Origin of the sequence: Mesorhizobium sp. M0185 (assembly GCF_040322175.1) — a bacterium.
GTDB lineage: Bacteria > Pseudomonadota > Alphaproteobacteria > Rhizobiales > Rhizobiaceae > Mesorhizobium.
This window is the reverse complement of record NZ_JAMYSY010000003.1, coordinates 221,056-238,106: the sequence shown is the minus strand read 5'-3', so window position 1 is coordinate 238,106 and position 17,051 is coordinate 221,056. Positions and strand designations below refer to the sequence as shown.

Sequence of the window (17,051 nt, the reverse complement as noted above, 5' to 3'; positions counted from 1 at the left end):
ATGCTGCTCGACTATGACCGCATGGGTTGGCTGCGGGTTGCCCTGCTCGGCTTCACCGCGCTGGTCGCTGGCTTTCTTCTGTTGCCGGTGGTCTTCATTGTCCTGCTCTCCTTCGGCTCGTCGCGCTGGCTGGCTTTTCCGCCGCCCAGCTGGACGCTCAAATGGTACCAGGAGCTTTTTGCCGATCCGGCCTGGCTCGACGCCGCGCTGACCAGCGCTCGGATCGCCACCATGACGGCGATCCTGGCAGTAGCGATCGGCCTGCTCGCCTCCTTTGCCCTGGTTCGCGGAAGGTTTGCCGGACGTGAGATCCTGCGCGGCCTGCTGCTGACGCCGATGGTGCTGCCCGTCGTTGTCTTCGCCATCGCCATCTACGCCTTCTTCCTTCGCCTTGGCCTCGGCGGCACCACCATCGGCTTCGTCATCGCCCACACCGTGCTGGCGCTGCCCTTCGCCATCATTCCGATCGCCACCGCGCTCGAAGGGTTCGACAAGTCGATCGAGGACGCGGCAATCGTCTGCGGGGCAAGCCCGCTCGAGGCCAGGCTCAGGATCACCTTGCCGTCGATCCGGATCGGCATCTTCTCCGCCGCGATCTTTTCCTTCCTCGCCTCGTGGGACGAAGTCGTGGTGGCGATCTTCATGGCCAGCCCCAGCTTGCAAACCTTGCCCGTCAAGATCTGGGGCAGTCTGCGGTCGGACCTCAGTCCGGTGATCGCCGCTGCCTCCAGCCTGCTGGTCGGGCTGACGCTTGCCCTGATGGTGATGACGGCGCTGCTGCAGCGAAAGTTCCGGACATGACCCACCCTTTCCTCTCCATCCGCAATCTGCGCAAGGCGTTTGGGGCGATCGTCGCCGTGCACGACGTCACGCTGGACATTCCCAGGGGCGAGTTCCTGACCTTCCTCGGGCCCTCCGGTTCGGGAAAATCGACGACGCTCTACGCGATCGCCGGCTTTCAGGACCCGACTTCCGGCGATGTCTTGCTGGAAGGAAAGTCGCTGCTTGCAGTGCCTTCGCACAAGCGCAACATCGGCATGGTCTTCCAGCGCTACACGCTGTTTCCGCATCTGACGGTGGCCGAAAACGTCGCTTTTCCGCTGCGGGTTCGCCGCCGGCCGGACGCCGAGGTGAAGAAAAAGGTCGCCGACATGCTGGCCTTGGTGCGGCTCGAAAGCTTTGCCGGACGCTTACCCGGTGCGCTGTCGGGCGGCCAGCAGCAGCGCGTCGCGCTGGCCCGGGCGCTGGCCTACGATCCTCCGATCCTTTTGATGGACGAGCCATTGTCGGCGCTCGACAAGAAGCTGCGCGAGGAAATCCAGGGCGAAATCCGCCGCATCCATCGCCAGACCGGCGTCACCATTCTCTACGTCACCCACGATCAGGAAGAGGCGCTGCATCTGTCGGACCGAATCGCCCTGTTCAAGGATGGCCGCATCGAGCAGACCGGCACCGGCGAGGATCTCTATCTCAGGCCGGCGACCGATTTCGTCGCCGGCTTCATCGGCAATTCGAATTTCCTCGCCGCCGAACATCTCGGCACCACCAACGGCACGACAACGATCCGCATGACAGACGGTTCGGTCATATCCGGAGTCAGGGCCAACGGCACGTTCGGCAAAGGCCAGAAGACCAGGCTGATGATCCGGCCCGAAGCCTTTAGCATGGAGCGGAGCCCGGCGAGCGCGGAACTGAATGTCGAGATCGTCGACATCGCATTTTACGGCGAGCGCCGGCGGATCGTCGCGCGCATCGCCGCTGGACAGGAGGTTGACATCAGGCCGACCTCCGCCGCTATGCAATCGCAGGATGTGTGGCCCTGCAGCCGACAGATCTTTTTCGATCCCGCTGCTGCATTCCTGTTTCCGGCCTGACCAAGCCGCGGTGGATCGCCGCCCTTCAACGCTTCGCAGCGATGGAAGCGTGCTTGGGGACAAGCTGTGGTTAGGTCCATCATCAGCTTCGGTCAGCAACGCGCAACGTGATCGACGCTGCAGTCGGCTGATTGGATGGCGGGCGCAAGTCCCGTATCCATTGACAGTCGTCATGCTCGGTTGGAAGATGAAGAAGGTCAGCGGCGATAGCCATACGGGAAGGCAATGGTCCAACCGCCAGATACCGGACACCATCCTGGCAGCGTCGTCGCGGTCATCGTCATTTGTTTGATCATCGTTGCTTTGTTCTTCATAGGCTTCAGATACTCAAGGCCAGGCCAGGGTACCCTCGTTATTCCTGGCGGTACGCTGCAGCAACCGTGAATCCGACCCCTTGGCGCTGACGCGGAGCCGTTCTCAGGCTGCCAAAAGTGCCCCGGCGGGACTGGGGGACGCCGCAGAATGGGCCGGCGGTTCGCAGCCGGTCTTTTGCTTCCCGCCGCGGCATTCCTTTCCCACCTAAACAACCAAGCCTGACCGGTGTGAGGTCGACCATACTAGGAGACGACGAGCGCCCAGCCACTAGGCGCTAGACGGCCCTGATCAGCCGGAGCAGAGAAAGCGCTTCGAAAAAGGTCCCCTTGCGAAAGGCAAGATAGGTCGGCTCTTCGACACCATGGAACCGGCGCTTGAAGGCCGCCTGCCCCTGCAGATTGAAGCGGGTGCGATTGACCCAGGGGGAGTCATAGGCACGCTGGAAGGCGTGCCGCCAGAAATCGCTTTCGGCAAACCCGCCAGGTCCGATTTCGACAAGCGGCGACAGGCCTAGGGTGACGACGGAAGCACCTTCATCGCGAAAGCGGTCGACCGCGAATTTGGTCAGGCCGATCTCGGCATGCGCCGAGGCATCGATGTGCTTGCGCTTGAACGAGGTGGTGTAGCCGATGACCTTGCCGTCGCTGAACAGCGGATCGAAATCCAGCAAGGCCACGAGCTCCCCATCCGGACCGTGCAGGACGAAACGGCGCATATCGACGCCAAGGTGATCGGCAAACGGCCTGTTGAGAAATCTCATCTCCCAGCGCCTGACGATGCGGTCGGCCCGCCAATTCTGGGAGAGCCTGGCAATCTCGTCGAGGAAGACAGTCCCGTTGTCCTCCGCGAAGGAAAAACCCTTCTTCAAGAGCCAGCGTTCGGAATAGCGCACTGTCTCATTGCGCTTTCCGGAAAAGTCGTGTCTGGGCAGGACAAGCCTGGTGTCGACGCCGAGGCGGTTGACGTGATAGCCAAGCCCGGCAAGCACGCGCGCCGTCTGGTCGCCGATCTGCACGAACCACGGGCTGCCGGCAACCTCGATGAAACGTCTGATATAGTCGCGCCGATCGGCCGGGGCAGCCACTGGATCACCGAGCGCGAAATGATGTCGCGTTTTGCTGCCGTAAGCGATGTAGCCCTGGGCATCGCCGAAGTAGTGAAGCCCCTTCTGCACGGCGGTCGAATAGGCAAGGGAAAAATCACCATGGCGACGGACCAGCGCCAGGCGCTCGACATGGTTCAGCTGCAGCCGCGGTATTTTAGGCCCGCGGTTCTCCAGGAAACGATCGAGGCGTCTTCGCAGTGACGGCATGGTCGACTTTCGCGTGCCGGCTAGGCCGATGAAAGAGCTGACGGACCCAAAAAACCGATCATATTGCCGCGAGCTGATCCTTATCTCAGCGCGGCATGTTTACCCGGCCGGAGCCGCCAGATTCGTAGGCGCAATCTGCCCCGGTCCCGCCCCCAGGCGGCAACACGCATTGTTGTCGACGCCCCGCGCCTGACGGCTGGTTGCTGCGCCCTTGGCGACACGAAAATCAATGCCACTTTCGGAAGCGCCCAGGTCACCTGCCAAACACGATGTTCTTATCGAACGGCGCTCTGAGAAGATTCCGCTTGATCGGAAGCCAGGAACTCGTCGCGTTCTGCTATCCACAAATCGGCGTAGTCGACATTCTGCCATTCGGCAAACCACGGGCCGCCGCTGGTATAGTGGACCGCCTTAGGTGTGCCGACCGCAGGCTTTTCATTCCAACCTTCGAGCCAATTCCACTCTACCGGCAATGAGCCCAAATCTTTGTCGGCAACCCACTGCATTCGGTGAAGATAGGCGCCACTTTCCTGATTCACGACCTCTGGCGTGAGCGATCTGACCGAAGGATGCGCGCAATTGAACAGCATCAGCGACGACCAGTTTTTCCGAGGATAGGACGTCTGGACCACACCATCCATCTTGGTTGTGGCCTTCGGCGTATAGTCATGCTGGACGCAATAGACCGCCTTGTCCGAGTCCGTATATTTCAGCAGGCCTGCGACGTCACCAAGCCACAGGAAATCACAATCGCAAAACAGGGCCCAACCCGTGTAGTCGGCGAGAAAGGGCGTGAGGAAGCGCGTGTAGGTGAACTCCGTTGAGGCGAGCGGATCTTTTTCCCGCCAATAGAGCCCGCGGGCACGCATCTCGTCCTGTTTGATCGGAATGACGGAGACAGGCGCCGACGCATGTTTGAGCAGCGAGTGTCGCGCGACGTCGTACGCGATCGGCTCACGGCTGTCCCATCCGATAAATACCCTAAACGCATCAGTCATATTCACTACCCTGGCTTTCGATTTTTACGGTCGTACACTAACTAGTTGGCGATGGCTCGGCAACAATTGCGGTCAACCAAGCCGGTTTCTCACAGATTTGTCCTGGCCTCAGCGTTGCTTTTTTGGGTGGACCGGGCCTCGCATTCCCAATGCGACACGGGCCCATTTCTGATAGGTGTAGCTGGCCGAATACGCGGCCACCATCGCACCAATGGAACCGTCCAGAAATCCCAGCCGGAAAATATAGCTGCGCACATAGGCCCAGACCGAGCGCAAAACCGCCTTGCCTATCGAGCTTTTTTTGCCCTCGGCAAGCAGTTGCACGGCGGACGCTTCTGCGTACCGGCCGATCTTGTCGTGGGCATCTGCCAAGTCGGTAATGGAATCGTGCTCGATCGGCTGGGACAATCGGCTGACCTTCCCGTTCACCAATACCTTCTCGTGCACGGTGTCGTCGCTGAACCGCCCGGAGCGGCGACGGAAGAGCCTGAGCACCAGATCGGGCGACCAGCCGCTATGGCGGACAATGTGCCCGCAAAAGCGCGATCTTCTTGGTATTTCGAAGCCGTCATTGGCTTTTGGGTTGGCGATTGCGGCCCTTATTTCCGCGCCGAGCGGCGCCTCCACCCACTCATCGGCATCCAGCGACAGGATCCAATCCCCCGTTGCCGCGGCCAGCGCACGGTTTTTTTGCGCGCCAAAACCGGGCCAATCGACGGTCATCAGAACCTTTGCCCCCAGAGCACCGGCAATCTCCCTGGTCCTGTCGCTGCTGTTGTTGTCGAGGACGACGATCTCATCGGCAAAATGGACCGACCGAAGGCATTGCGCGATGGACGCCTCCTCGTTGCGGGTGATGATAATGACCGAGAGCGCCGGCACGGTCAGAATGCTCCGGCATCAAAGCTGCCACTGTCATTCGAATGCATCTGCAGCATCGGCTCCCGGCCCGTTAGCACACTGAGGGTACTAACCTAATTCAACAAAGTCGAAAATCATTTCAGATCAAGGCTTTCATACAGCGCCATCATTCGCTTGATCATGACATTGAAATCATAGTGTTCGGCCGCCGCTCTCACCCGGGCCGCGGTGTCAGGTCGTGACGACAACCGCAGCGCGTGCGCGAGCGCTGCAGCGAGGTCGCTTTCGCTGGCCGCATCGCAAACGAGCGTCGGCTCGAACCGCTCGACAAGCTCGCGCGCTCCACAGCCGGTGCTTACCACGGCGGGCAAGCCGCTGGCCATCGCTTCGATGACCACTGTGCCGAAAGGATCATAGATGGAAGGCAGCACGGCAATATCGGCCGCGCCGTACCACGGCAGCATGTCTTTCTGCGGCCCCAGCATCTTGAGCCGTGCGCCGAGACCGAGCCTGTCACCGGCCTGCCTGAAGGCGTTGGCGCGCGAATCTTGGCCGATGACCCACAATTCAGGCTCGCCATCGAGCCTGGCGACCGCCTTCATCAGTGCAAGAAGTCCTTTTCGCGCAAAGCCCGAGCCGACAAACAGGACGACCGGCCTGTTTTCGTCGACGTCGAGCCGCGCGCGGATTGTCGCCCGATGCTGCTGGCGCAGCTGCGGGTTGAAGCGGTCGAGATCCACCCCGTTGGGAATATGGTGTACATTTTCCGCCGGATAATCGTAGTGACGGACAATGTCCTCTGCCACCATCTTCGAAATGGCAATGACAGCTTTGAGCCTCGGGCTGGCGTAGGTTGCACGTTCAAGGCGCAGCGTCTGGCGGTGAAAGGGGCTCAGCGCCATTGCCGCCCTGCCAAGCCGCGTCTCGAAACGCCGCCGCTCGGCAAGATAGGCGGCATGAACGCCCTCCCCGGCCCGGAAGACATCGCAGCACGGGAGACGATCGTTGCTCTGCACCAGTGCCGGCGGCATCTCGGCGATCTTGCGGCAGGCGGCTTGAGCAAAGGACGTCGCCCGCAGCGAACGCGGAAACCGGCGGCCGGCACAATGGATGAACTCGATGCCTTCATAACGCGGCCAGTCGCCGGACAGCACGGCCACCCGCCGCTGACGCGCGGCGAATGCGGCCATGATGTTTTCCAACATGATCTCGCCTCCACCGAAAGGCGCATAACGCTGGCGCACGAACAGGAGCGGCCTGTCGAATTGATTTTCGGTGCCACGAATGCCGGCGTGCATGGGGTCTGGGCTCCGGCCTTGTTGCCATCTGACGATGTCTATAGAGGCCAGCTCGCATCGGCAACACTTGGAAAGCTCACCCGCCGGAACTCAGAACAGGCCTGTGTCCATTGTCCGCAACTGCTTGCGATTTGCCTAACGGTGCTGCATGTAGAAATTAACTGCAAACAGCGGATCAGCGCCAGCTCCAGCCGGGCGGTGACCGCCATGAGGGGAATCGATGGCTTGAGCAAAGCAACCTGGCCCGCCATTGTCCGCCGGACGATTACCGACACCGCCATATATCGGCTGAGACACACCTTCGGAAGACGGGCAGAAGTGTCATCGCTGCGGCCGATAACGCCCCTTAAAGCGAATGACCTGCCCTTGATCCTCGTCATCCGCAACGAGGCGGACAGGCTACGCCCGTTCCTGAAGCACTATCGCGAACTCGGCGTCACCAGATTCGCCGTCCTTGATGATCGCTCGACAGACGGAACAGCTGAGCTTCTGGCCGAGCAGCCAGATGTCGATCTATTCAGCTCGCCGATCACCTATTCGCAGTCGGACTTGGGAAACCTTTGGCGTCAGCGGATTGTGCAGATCTATGGTCAGCCTCGCTGGTATCTAACCGTGGATGCGGACGAATATCTTGTCTATGACGGTATGGATCAGCATCCGCTCGGTGCGATGGCCGACTGGCTCAAGCGGCGCGGAATGACACGCCTGCTGGCGCCGATGATCGACATGTATCCGAGCGGAAACATCTGGGACGTACCCTTCGATCCCATCGTGCCGCCATGGCAAGTTGCGGACCATTTCGACGGCAGCGGCTATGAGGTGACGAGGAGCCCCCGGCATCTCAAGATCACAGGCGGCCCGAGAACCCGGCTTTTCGCCAGGCAGCACAAGTTGACCAAGTTTCCTCTGATATATGTTGATCGCCAGACGATTTTTACGTCGATTCACTCACCGCTGCCCTACTGGCGAAACTATATAAAGGGATTGGCTGGCCTGCTTCATTTCAAGTTCTTCGCCGATTTCAACGACAAGGCGCAGGTCGCGGTGGCGGAAGGTCAGTATTGGAACGGCGCTTCCAAATATCGCCAGTATCATGAGGTATCGAGCGGTAAAGCCGCTCTCAGCGCGATGAGCGAACAGTCAATGCTGTACGAAGGAGCTCACAGCCTGTTCAAAACGGGTTTGATCGACAAAATTGATTGGTAGACGGCATTTCAAGCAGATGCCGATCATGCATAACCGAATGCTTTCATAAGCTGGGCACCTCGTCCTTGTACCAGGTCCTGTAGCTCGGCGTTTCCAAGTTCGGAGCGCCATCTTCCGCTCCCGTCATAGATCGGCTGATTGACCTGTTGGTTCCGGAGCACCGCATGTGGCGTCTCGCCGCTGGCGTCGGTCGGCTTGAACCACTGCTGCGGGTTCTTGTGATAATCGAGGAGATCCGGGCTGAAGGTTACATCGAGAAAGCCGCATATCTGCTCGACGACTTTGGCCGGATTCTCGACCAGGTCCTCATAGCGATAGATCAGCACATCCGGCTTTCCCCGTTCCGCAAGAACCAGCGCATTGTCGTTGATCCAGCGGTCGAGAGCCTCCGCTGGGTCGCCAAGTCGTTTGATCAGGGACGCTACGACGTCGCGCCCATCTCGCACCGGCATGACGAAACGCGCGCCGGGCACGAGCCGGCGAATGCGGGCGACACGGCGGATATGCCGCGGTGTTTTTTCAAGCAGCACGTTCTTTCCAGCATCGAGCGCCGCCCGCTTCAGTTTCCAGAAGCGGAACATGGCCAGTGGCGTCCACTTGAAGAAAATGTTGGTTTCCTGGAGCGGCAGGTAGACGTCGGGATGCGACGCAAGGATCGTCGCAATCAACGTCGTCCCGCTATGGCCGCAGCCGCAAATGAATCCGGTCCGCATCACCATGTCGGCAATGCTCCCTAACCCAAGGCGACCCGGGCGCGGTTATCGACGCGAGCGTAGCACAAGCCGTTCGTGCTAAAAACCTTGTCCAGCTTCTCCCAATATTCGAACTTAGCCAACTGCTCGTCACAAAAGGCCACGTCGTCCTCGGAAAGATATTCGCCGTAACCGCCTATCTTGCCCTTGCGCACCTTGAAGCTTTCGGGATCATTCGCATCGCGCGGCTGTAGTATCTTGCCGTATCGATCGGACAGATCACCGGTCGATTCACTCACTTTCATCTTGTCGAACGTTCGGTTGTTCGCCACCTCGACAAGCGTCCGATCGTCAGCCTGCTGGTTCAGGAATCCAAGGATCGCGCGAAGGACACCAGCCGTATCCCGATGCATATCTTCATATTGAAGATACCGGATTTCGCGCATCCGGGGCATGGCCGCGAACCAATGCAGATTAAATCTGATGATCTTTTCAATCCCATGATTGTCGCTTCTGATAAAATCGCTGAACGATCCCGCTGGAAGCATGTGGCGCTTCTGAACCTGAAAGTACCCTGAGACCACCGTATCTCTTGGGTCGCGAACAAGCATTATTGTTCTTCTCTTCTTGTATCGAGATTTATTCTCCTTTAGGCCCGATATCGGTCGAAGTAACTTGTGGTCGGTTCCGTCGTGAATGTATTGAACTTCAACTCCGAGATCGTCCAGCATGACACGTAGCCACGTGCGCCCCGATTTTGGAAAGGATACGATAAGAGGAAGAGGCGGCGCTTTGGCCTGGAAAAATTTTAGAAAGGACATGTTTAGAAAGGACATGGAGAGACCTCCTTTAGATTATCAGAGCTGGCGCCCGAACCGCTGCCGGCCAGACCAACCCCATTACTGGGCGCCTAAGCCTACGGCTGATTCGAACACAAGGCAGAAATGCCGGCAAGAATTGCGATCCTCTGCGGGGCGAATTGGCCTTTACTATATCCCGGTTCGGAATGCCTTATGTTTTTTGGCCTGTTGCGACGACTGTTCGACGCGGGCGCTCCGTTCCGCGATCCGGCGGCCGAATCCTTAATGCGCATCGCGTCGAAGCGTATTCAGTGACGCGCTTTCGGACGACATGCATTAGCCACTTACTTTTGTGATCCATGGCGCCAGGATGGCCTCGGCCTCGCCCATCACCACGGACCAGGGGCGTTCCCGTTTCGAGACCAGCACGGCCGATGGATAGTAGGGCGTGCGGTCGCCCTCGACCGGCCAGGAGCGTTTGAAGCCGTCGCCCAGAATGAAAACCGAGGGGATGCCGAGCGCGCCGGCCAGATGCGCTCCGGTATTGCTGATGGTCACCACGGCGTCCATCGCGGCAACCTGCGCGGCGAAAAGATCCATGTCGACGAGCTGATCGACCGATCTGTCATGAAGAATGCGCTCCGGCTCACCGTCGGTCAGGATCTTCAGATCGGTCTCGATCTGGCCGTACTGCAGCGAGACGAACCGGAGGTCCGGTCGGCCGATCAGGTTTCGCCAGGCGGCAAGCGGCGGCAGGTCTTTGCCGGGATTGGAGCTGCCCCATGCGATACCGACCAACGGCCGTCCTTCCTTCCGGTAGCGGGCGCGAAGTTCAGCGACCCGGGCCGGATCCGGCTTAAGGGGCACGAAATGCTCGCGGATCGTCGCCTCGTCGGTTTCGAAAACGGCAGTCAGATGCTGGACGCCGGCGAAGGCCTGCGCCTCGGCATAGGCGGCCTTGCCGCCAGCGCCGACCGGCCGCACGTCGGCGGTCGGAAAAGTGCGCTGAAAGAGCGGTACCAGGCGGCGCTCGACCAGCACGATGGAGCGGGCGGCGCGCGCCAGGGCACAGCCGACGGAACTCGCATGATGGATCGCGGTGGCCAGACCCTGCTTTTCGGTTTCCATCAGATCGATCAGCAGTGTCTGGCCAGAAATATCCTGGCCCAGCCACTCGCCATCGACGCGGCCGTTGACGATGTGGCGTCGGGCGATCCTGAGTTCGGCGGCTGCGCCATAAGCGCCCATCCGCATCAGCGCCTTGCTGAGCTCGTCGATCAGGTGGACCTCGCCCTTCGACTTCGCAATGGATCCAAGAGCCAGGGCTTTCGGCAGTGCCGCCGGCCAATCGCGGGACTCGACGCTTCGCCGATAATCCGCCATCTGATCGGCAATGTCGCCGTCGCGCCAGCGAAGGAAGAGCTGCCGGCGGTGACGTCGGAACCAGACCTTGTATTTGTAGCCTGCAAGCGCGACAGCGCGGCGCAACCGGCCGAGAAGTAGGCTACCTTCCATCGCCAACTCCGCTGATGATTTGCATGACCCGTCCGCCTGCTTCCTGCACTGCCGACGCCCAGGCTCGGCCGCCTTTTCGGACCAGTCGAACGCTCGGATATACGGCGACGGTCTCACCGAAGGCAGGCCAGGACAGTCGAAACCCGTCGTCGAGCATGACAATCGTCGGCACGCCGAGCGCTCCGGCCAGGTTGGCGCCGGTATTGCTGATCGTCACCACCGCGTCGAGCGCCGCAATTTGGGCGGCAAAGCGGTCCATGTCCGTCAACTGGTCGACGGTAGCGTCATGGATGATGCGCCCCGGCGCGTGGCGCTCGAACTCGGAGAGGGCCGGCCCGACATCGCCATATTGCAAGCTGACGAGGCGCCCCGGCAGGCTGCTGAACAGCGTCCGCCAATCGTCCAGGGCCGGCAGATCCTTGCTCTTGTTGAGGCTTCCCCAGGCAAATCCGATCAGGGGACCTGGGCCGCCATCGAGATAGGTGCCGCGCAGCTCGGCAACCAGTCGGCGGTCCGGCTCCAGCGGAACGAAGGGCGCGCGTGCCGCCGGGTCGTCCGGCCAGAAATGCTTTGCGAGTGTCTCGAAACCGGCAACGACATCGGCGTCCACCGCCGCCATGTCCTCTTCCCCTTCAATCCTGACATCGAGCGCAGGATATGTTCTGCGATAAAGCGGTGCCAGTCGCGGCTCGACGAAGACGATGCATCGACCCGCAGCCGCAGCTGCTGGACCAAGCAAAGACGCGAACTGGAAAAAGATCGCCAGGTCGCCTTCGCGACGATCGACGAGAAGCGTGCGACCCGCAAGATCACTGCCATCCCAATCGGGCCTGCCGCGCAGCTGCTTGCTCGCCGCCATCAACTGCCAGATGCGATTTCCTCCGTCGAGACGCCTCAGTCCACGCCCCGCTTTCTTGATCAGGCCGAGATCGCCAAGCTGCTCGCCAAGCACGCCAAGCGCCAGTGCATGGTCGCGAGCAGTTTGCCAATCACCACGCTGCACGCTTTCCTCCATCAGCCTCATATGCCGTTCGGCGCTTTCGTCGGCGTGGCGCGAGGGACGTCTAAGAAGTTCCTTTGCCCGCTCGAGGACCTTCTGCAGCCGCTTGCCGACGGCGCCTTGCGGGCGCAGATCGGCGGTTTTTGCCTTCTGAAGGATGGTTCGTCTGTTCTGCACGGCGATGTTCTATCGTCCTCGGGGAGCGTCGGAAAGCGTCGTCAGGATCGACGAGAGCCGCCGGCCGGCCTCGTCGAGCACCAGCGACCAAGGGCGCCCCTCCTTGCGAATGACAATGCCCTTCGGATACCAAGGTGTCCGGTCGCCGGTCACCGGCCATGCCGTCTGAAAATTATCGTCGATGAGGAAAACAGTCGGCACGCCAATGGCTCCGGCAAGATGGGCCGCCGTATTGCTGATCGTCACGACAGCATCGAGTGCGGCGACCTGTGCGGCGAAACGATCCATGTCGACCATCTGGTCGACGCTGTCGTCAAAGATCAGACGCGCGTCGTTGCCGTTGCGAAGGCGCCGCAACGCCGGCTTGATCTGCCCGTACTGGAGCGAAACGAATGTCGCTGGCGTCTGGGCGATGAACCGTGCCCATTCAGGAAAATCAGGCACGTCCTTGGTATGGGACTTGCTGCCCCAGGAGAGGCCGACCAGCGGCAGATCCGTCATCGAGCGATAGCGCTTGCGGAATGTCTCGACGAGTTCAGGATCTGCCCGCAGCGGTACGAAGTCGGCAGCAAGCTTTTCGGCGTCGCGTCCGAACACCCAGGCGAGATCTTCGAAAGTCGCGTGTTTGTCGCCGACCACATCCCGCTGCGCCGGGACCACGGTCGCCTTCGGGAACGTTCGCTGCAGAATTGATACCAGGCGCGGCTCGACCCGAATTGTTGCGCTTTGGGCATAGGCAGCGGCAGCGCCGGCCAGTCGCGCGTGGCGGATAACCCGGCCAAGGCTGCGCGGGTCATCCTCCACAAGATCGATCAGCAGTGTATCCGATCCGAGATTCTCGCCGGTCCACTCGTTGGCGCTTTTCCCTTTCCGCAGCCGGCGAGCGGAAAGCCGAAGCTCAGCTGCCCGCGCAAAGTTGCCAAGGCGTTCGAACGCCTGGCCCGCCTTCTGCATCAGCTCCGGGTCGCGATTATGATCGGCCGTGACAGCCATCTCGTTGGTACCGGCTTCAAGGCCTTTCCAGTCCCTGCGCACGATCAGGGCCTCAACCTTGGCCTGCAGCTCAAGAATGGAACGAGGCTGCTTGGGACTGAAAAACAACCTGCGCACCGCCTTTTTGTACCGGCGCACCTGAAGGCCCAGTCCACCAATCACATACCGGACATAGGAACCGTGATAAAAGCTGGTCATCGGCCTTCAGCGCAATACGCTCTGCCGCAGCTTTTTGCCGCTTTCGACCATCGGATCGGGCGTCTCCAGGTGGAATATCGAACGATATATCTCGCTGTGCTTGGCAAGCTGGTCATGCGTTCCAGCATCGACAAGCTGTCCGGCGTCAAACACGAGAATACGATCGGCCGCCTTGATTGTAGACAGCCTGTGCGCAATGCAGATCACCGTGCGCTGAAATGTGTTGTCGAAGGCTGCCTCCATAACCGCCCGTTCGTTTTCACCGTCAAGCGCCGATGTCGCTTCGTCATAGACGATTACCGCAGCATTCTTGAGCAGGGCGCGCGCGATGGCAACGCGTTGTTTCTGGCCGCCGGACAGGTTGGTGCCGCTTGGCCCGACAAGCGTGTCGAGCCCGTTTTCGAGCGCCGAAGCAAAGCTGGTGACCCGGGCGAGGTTCGCAGCGGACTCGATTTCCTGATCCGTGGCATTCGGGCGGCCGTCGCGAATGTTGTCGCGGATCGAGCCTTCGAACAGGAAGACGTCCTGGGATACCAGTGCGATGTTATCGCGAACGTCGGCCAGGCTGATCTTCGAAATGTCCTTTCCGTCGATCAGGATCCTGCCCTTGTCCGGCTCCATCAGGCGCAGGATCAGATTAACGATGGTGGTCTTGCCGGCGCCGGAGCGGCCGACGATCGCCAGCTTCTCACGAGGTCGCACGTCGAAGGAAACACCCTCGAGCGCGGGGCTGTTGCCGTCATAGGAAAAGGCCACATCTTCAAAGCGGATACCACCATCGACGTCGGTCAGACGCTCGCCCGCGATCGCGAGTCGCCGCTGCTCGGGCGTGTCGATCAAATCATACATCTGCTCGACGGCGACCATTTGCTTCTGGATGTCGACATTGACCCGGGCCAACCTCTTGGCAGGCTCATAGGCAAGCAGGAACGCGGTAATGAAGGCCATGAATTCGCCGGGCGTCTTGCCGTTGCCGAGCGTCTGCCAGCTGGCGTACATAACGAAAAGCCCGATGATCACGCCGCCGCCGGTCTCCATCAATGGGCTCATCAATGCTGACGTCCGATTGATCTGGATGCCACGTCTTTCCATCTTGCGGACGGCCTTTGCAAAGCTGGCGACGGCCTTGTCCTCGAGCTGGAAGGACTTGATGGTGCGGATGCCTTCGACGGCTTCCGTGCCGATCGACTGGACTTGTGCGGCCAATTCCGTCTCGCCCCTCGCCAGCGCCTTGAGCTTCCTTGTTATCGCGCCGACTGACAGGAACAGCATCGGCAGAACCGCCACGGATATCAGCGACATCACCGGGTCCTGCTTGACCATGACGCTGGCCAAGGCAATCAGGGTCAGCAGATCAGAGACGGCGCTGCTCGTGAGGGTGAGAATAACGGTCGCCCCGGCGCGCGCGTTGAACATGATTTTGGAGATGAATTTTGCCGGATGCTGGTTCGCGAAACGGCTGATGTCGAAATACACCATTCGGGAAAATTGCCGGTTTTGCAGGTCCGAAACGATAGCCCGGCGAATCTTTCCCGTCGTGATGGTCTGGCAGTAGGCAGCTATGCCCTTGACCAGGAAAATGCCGATGATGACGGCGCTGATACCCGATACAGCGGCAGCGTCTCGCTCGACATAGATGGTGTTGATCATGACTTTCATGATCCAGGCCGCCGCGCCGGTCGCCGCAGCAGCGGCGATCGAGCACAGCAAACCTGTCACATACAGCATCTTGTGCGGCGGCAGATTTTCGCCAATCAGACGCTTGATCAGCGGATATGCTGGGGCCGTTGACACTCGTTTCTTTGTAATCATCTCGTCGCCGCCCGTTGCGATCCCGTCCGGTCTTCGCGTTATCTTGAAGCGCGAGACGGTTTCGATCACCTGTCTGTGGCTTCGTTCCCGAGCGCAGTCAATGCCGAACCGGATCCTTGCACGTCATCGGCTTATGACCGTCGGTTCCTCGCATGCGAGCATAGCGGACCCCAGCCACGCGGCTCTTGCGCCATTCGTCGTCGGCCGCGCTATGCCTGGTCAGTGTTTCGCGAGGACCATGAGATGGCTTCCAAGAGGCGATGTGTGATTGCTTTTGATTGAAAAGCCCACATCCGAAAGCACCGCGATCATCTCGTTATCCTTGCCAGGAGGGACGCGGGCAACGATCGTTTGAGCACGCCCGGCGATGTCGCACAGCACGCGTCGCGCCTTGTCCGCGCCGAGGCTCCACTGCATGTGATGGTAGACCGCCAGCAGCATGACAATGTCGTACTGCGGTTGGAGAACATTTTGCAGCTTCCGGCTGCCAAGATCGAGACAATCGAACCGGCTTTGGACCGGACAACCCAGGAAGATCATCCTGGCCGTCTCGATATGCGGCTTGAGAATGTCGATCCCATGGATCGCACTCGGTCCTAGCTTGGATATCTCATAGGCGACAACACCCATGTTGCAGCCAACATCGAGAATGGATTTCCCGGCGTAGTCGACCTCTGCTGAGAATAGGCCGTCCAGTCTGTCGTCCCACGTTCCCTTGAATCTCTTTTGCTTATTTGACCACCACAAATCATTGTTCTCCAAAAACGGCGCCGAACTAGTTTTCCTTGACGGAGGGGGACCGTGCGCCCGGCCTAACTCGGTCCAGTTGCTGGCGCGCAAACGACACTGTCCTGAGCGTCCTGTAAACGCAACCGCGGGAGAAAGGAACTCCTGATCACAGCATCCTGCGAAGACGTTTCGGTAAGTTGACGAACACCCGGCCCCGACAAATCGACATACTGGTTGGAAATGGCAACGTCGCTTGGCGCCCCCTACCCGTGCCTGCCCTCGAGTTCCTGAAACGCACGATAGCCCGGGCCGGCACACGCAGGGACATAAGTAATGGCCCGTCGGCAAGGCAAGCCATATTTGTTCTTGCTTTGTGCCGGCAGCTATGCTACTAATTTGCCTATGGTGCTGATTTGCACCAACGACCGTCTTGCCACGACATGCGGTTTTTCAGCCAGGCTCGATCAAAGCCCGCATCGCCGGGCTTTTTGGCCAATCAAGGTCGAGCGCCGGCCTTTTCGGCAGCTTCCGAGAATGGAAATCGGAAAAGCAGCTTCCGGTTCTCGTCGCAGATTTCGAAGGAAAGGCCTGTCAGGACTGGGCCGCCGCTGAGCAGACCCTCGGCCAGGATTTCCTTGGCCGAAGCCATTGCGTTATCCTGAGCCGCGGACAAACCGTCCAACTCCTGACCTTCGAAATCTTCCGTCAAGCGGCCCTCATTGTTTCGGAAATGGAAAAAATATCTCGGCATGGCTGCTCCGGTCGGTCGGTTTCTCTAATGCATGTCGCGCAAAACTGTGCAGCGGTTTAGCGGCAACGACATGCACAAAAACAAGCACTTAAAGCGCGTCGCATGAGGCCGATCGACGCGATGCGCATTAGTGGCGAGCGCCTCAGGAACAGCGTCGGATTTGTGCACGACAGCACCGTGCGATTTTGGCGTTCGGATTCATGGCGTTTAGGCCTTCATGCGTCAGGTTGATCGAACAGCACCCCCAGCCCGTGTTCGAACGCACATGCCGCAATCATGTCGTCCAGGGCTTTTCCGGAGACCGGGCAATTCGGCATGACAGCCCTGATCGCGATCTCAGCCGCTGCGGTGGAAACCGCATCGTGGCGCCTCTTCCTGGTCTCCATGTATTGCTCGAGCAGAATTTTCAGGCGCCGCGCGGCAATCTCGTCAACGACCATCGTTCTCCCTCGATTCGGCACAATGTCCGTCTTCCGGGTCTGTCCTCCGGATGAAGGTCCGCTGCCATTGGGTAGCAGCG

The 17,051-nt window shown here is 60.0% G+C and carries 16 protein-coding genes; 3 read left to right on the top strand and 13 right to left on the bottom strand.

From position 1 onward, the window contains the following. Both NKJ20_RS04295 and NKJ20_RS04290 read left to right on the top strand, forming a co-directional pair. Entirely contained in the window at positions 1-801 is an 801-nt protein-coding gene (locus tag NKJ20_RS04295; RefSeq protein WP_352698994.1) for an ABC transporter permease, read from the top strand. Next, positions 798-1,874, top strand: a complete 1,077-nt coding sequence (locus NKJ20_RS04290; protein WP_352742751.1) for an ABC transporter ATP-binding protein — start codon at positions 798-800, stop codon at positions 1,872-1,874. The genes NKJ20_RS04295 and NKJ20_RS04290 overlap by 4 nt, the downstream gene beginning before the upstream one ends. 589 nt (positions 1,875-2,463) lie before the next feature. Here the strand turns inward: NKJ20_RS04290 and NKJ20_RS04285 are convergent. The 4 genes from NKJ20_RS04285 to NKJ20_RS04270 form a co-directional block, all read right to left on the bottom strand. Next, positions 2,464-3,501 carry a phosphatidylglycerol lysyltransferase domain-containing protein gene (locus tag NKJ20_RS04285; RefSeq protein WP_352742750.1) on the bottom strand — a complete coding sequence of 346 codons (1,038 nt, stop codon included), beginning with the start codon at positions 3,499-3,501 and terminating at the stop codon, positions 2,464-2,466. 275 nt (positions 3,502-3,776) lie between these two features. Further along, the gene (locus NKJ20_RS04280; RefSeq protein WP_352448862.1) at positions 3,777-4,499 is read right to left on the bottom strand and encodes a glycosyltransferase; all 723 of its coding nucleotides are present in this window, start codon (positions 4,497-4,499) and stop codon (positions 3,777-3,779) included. 108 nt (positions 4,500-4,607) lie between these two features. Then, positions 4,608-5,381, bottom strand: coding sequence for a glycosyltransferase family 2 protein (locus NKJ20_RS04275; RefSeq protein ID WP_352742749.1), 774 nt, complete (start codon positions 5,379-5,381; stop codon positions 4,608-4,610). A gap of 113 nt (positions 5,382-5,494) precedes the next feature. Beyond that, positions 5,495-6,550 carry a glycosyltransferase family 4 protein gene (locus NKJ20_RS04270; protein ID WP_352742747.1) on the bottom strand — a complete coding sequence of 352 codons (1,056 nt, stop codon included), beginning with the start codon at positions 6,548-6,550 and terminating at the stop codon, positions 5,495-5,497. Here NKJ20_RS04270 and NKJ20_RS04265 point away from each other — a divergent pair. Then, positions 6,467-7,864, top strand: a complete 1,398-nt coding sequence (locus tag NKJ20_RS04265; protein ID WP_352742746.1) for a glycosyltransferase family 2 protein — start codon at positions 6,467-6,469, stop codon at positions 7,862-7,864. The genes NKJ20_RS04270 and NKJ20_RS04265 overlap by 84 nt on opposite strands. Before the next feature lie 23 nt (positions 7,865-7,887). On the opposite strand, the gene NKJ20_RS04260 is transcribed toward NKJ20_RS04265, so the two are convergent. The 9 genes from NKJ20_RS04260 to NKJ20_RS04220 all read right to left on the bottom strand — a co-directional run bounded on the left by NKJ20_RS04260 (position 7,888) and on the right by NKJ20_RS04220 (position 16,971). Beyond that, a complete protein-coding gene (locus NKJ20_RS04260) occupies positions 7,888-8,583 on the bottom strand; it encodes a sulfotransferase family protein (RefSeq protein ID WP_352448858.1) in 696 nt (231 codons plus the stop codon). A 14-nt stretch (positions 8,584-8,597) separates the two neighbouring features. Then, complete coding sequence (locus tag NKJ20_RS04255; RefSeq protein WP_352742744.1) at positions 8,598-9,392, bottom strand: sulfotransferase domain-containing protein; 795 nt, start codon at positions 9,390-9,392, stop codon at positions 8,598-8,600. A 300-nt stretch (positions 9,393-9,692) separates the two neighbouring features. Continuing rightward, positions 9,693-10,871 carry a glycosyltransferase family 9 protein gene (locus NKJ20_RS04250; protein WP_352742743.1) on the bottom strand — a complete coding sequence of 393 codons (1,179 nt, stop codon included), beginning with the start codon at positions 10,869-10,871 and terminating at the stop codon, positions 9,693-9,695. Continuing rightward, positions 10,861-12,048 carry a glycosyltransferase family 9 protein gene (locus NKJ20_RS04245; RefSeq protein WP_352742741.1) on the bottom strand — a complete coding sequence of 396 codons (1,188 nt, stop codon included), beginning with the start codon at positions 12,046-12,048 and terminating at the stop codon, positions 10,861-10,863. Before NKJ20_RS04245 ends, NKJ20_RS04250 begins: the two co-directional genes overlap by 11 nt. Before the next feature lie 9 nt (positions 12,049-12,057). Continuing rightward, the gene (locus NKJ20_RS04240; RefSeq protein ID WP_352742739.1) at positions 12,058-13,239 is read right to left on the bottom strand and encodes a glycosyltransferase family 9 protein; all 1,182 of its coding nucleotides are present in this window, start codon (positions 13,237-13,239) and stop codon (positions 12,058-12,060) included. A gap of 6 nt (positions 13,240-13,245) precedes the next feature. Then, positions 13,246-15,033, bottom strand: coding sequence for an ABC transporter ATP-binding protein (locus tag NKJ20_RS04235; RefSeq protein WP_198023529.1), 1,788 nt, complete (start codon positions 15,031-15,033; stop codon positions 13,246-13,248). Positions 15,034-15,270: 237 nt separating this feature from the next. After that, positions 15,271-15,813, bottom strand: a complete 543-nt coding sequence (locus NKJ20_RS04230; RefSeq protein ID WP_352742737.1) for a class I SAM-dependent methyltransferase — start codon at positions 15,811-15,813, stop codon at positions 15,271-15,273. Positions 15,814-16,276: 463 nt separating this feature from the next. After that, positions 16,277-16,531 carry a DUF6894 family protein gene (locus NKJ20_RS34130; RefSeq protein WP_502893791.1) on the bottom strand — a complete coding sequence of 85 codons (255 nt, stop codon included), beginning with the start codon at positions 16,529-16,531 and terminating at the stop codon, positions 16,277-16,279. A gap of 215 nt (positions 16,532-16,746) precedes the next feature. After that, positions 16,747-16,971 (bottom strand): hypothetical protein, encoded by a 225-nt coding sequence (locus tag NKJ20_RS04220; RefSeq protein WP_352742735.1) that lies wholly within the window; start codon positions 16,969-16,971, stop codon positions 16,747-16,749. Positions 16,972-17,051: the final 80 nt, after the last annotated feature.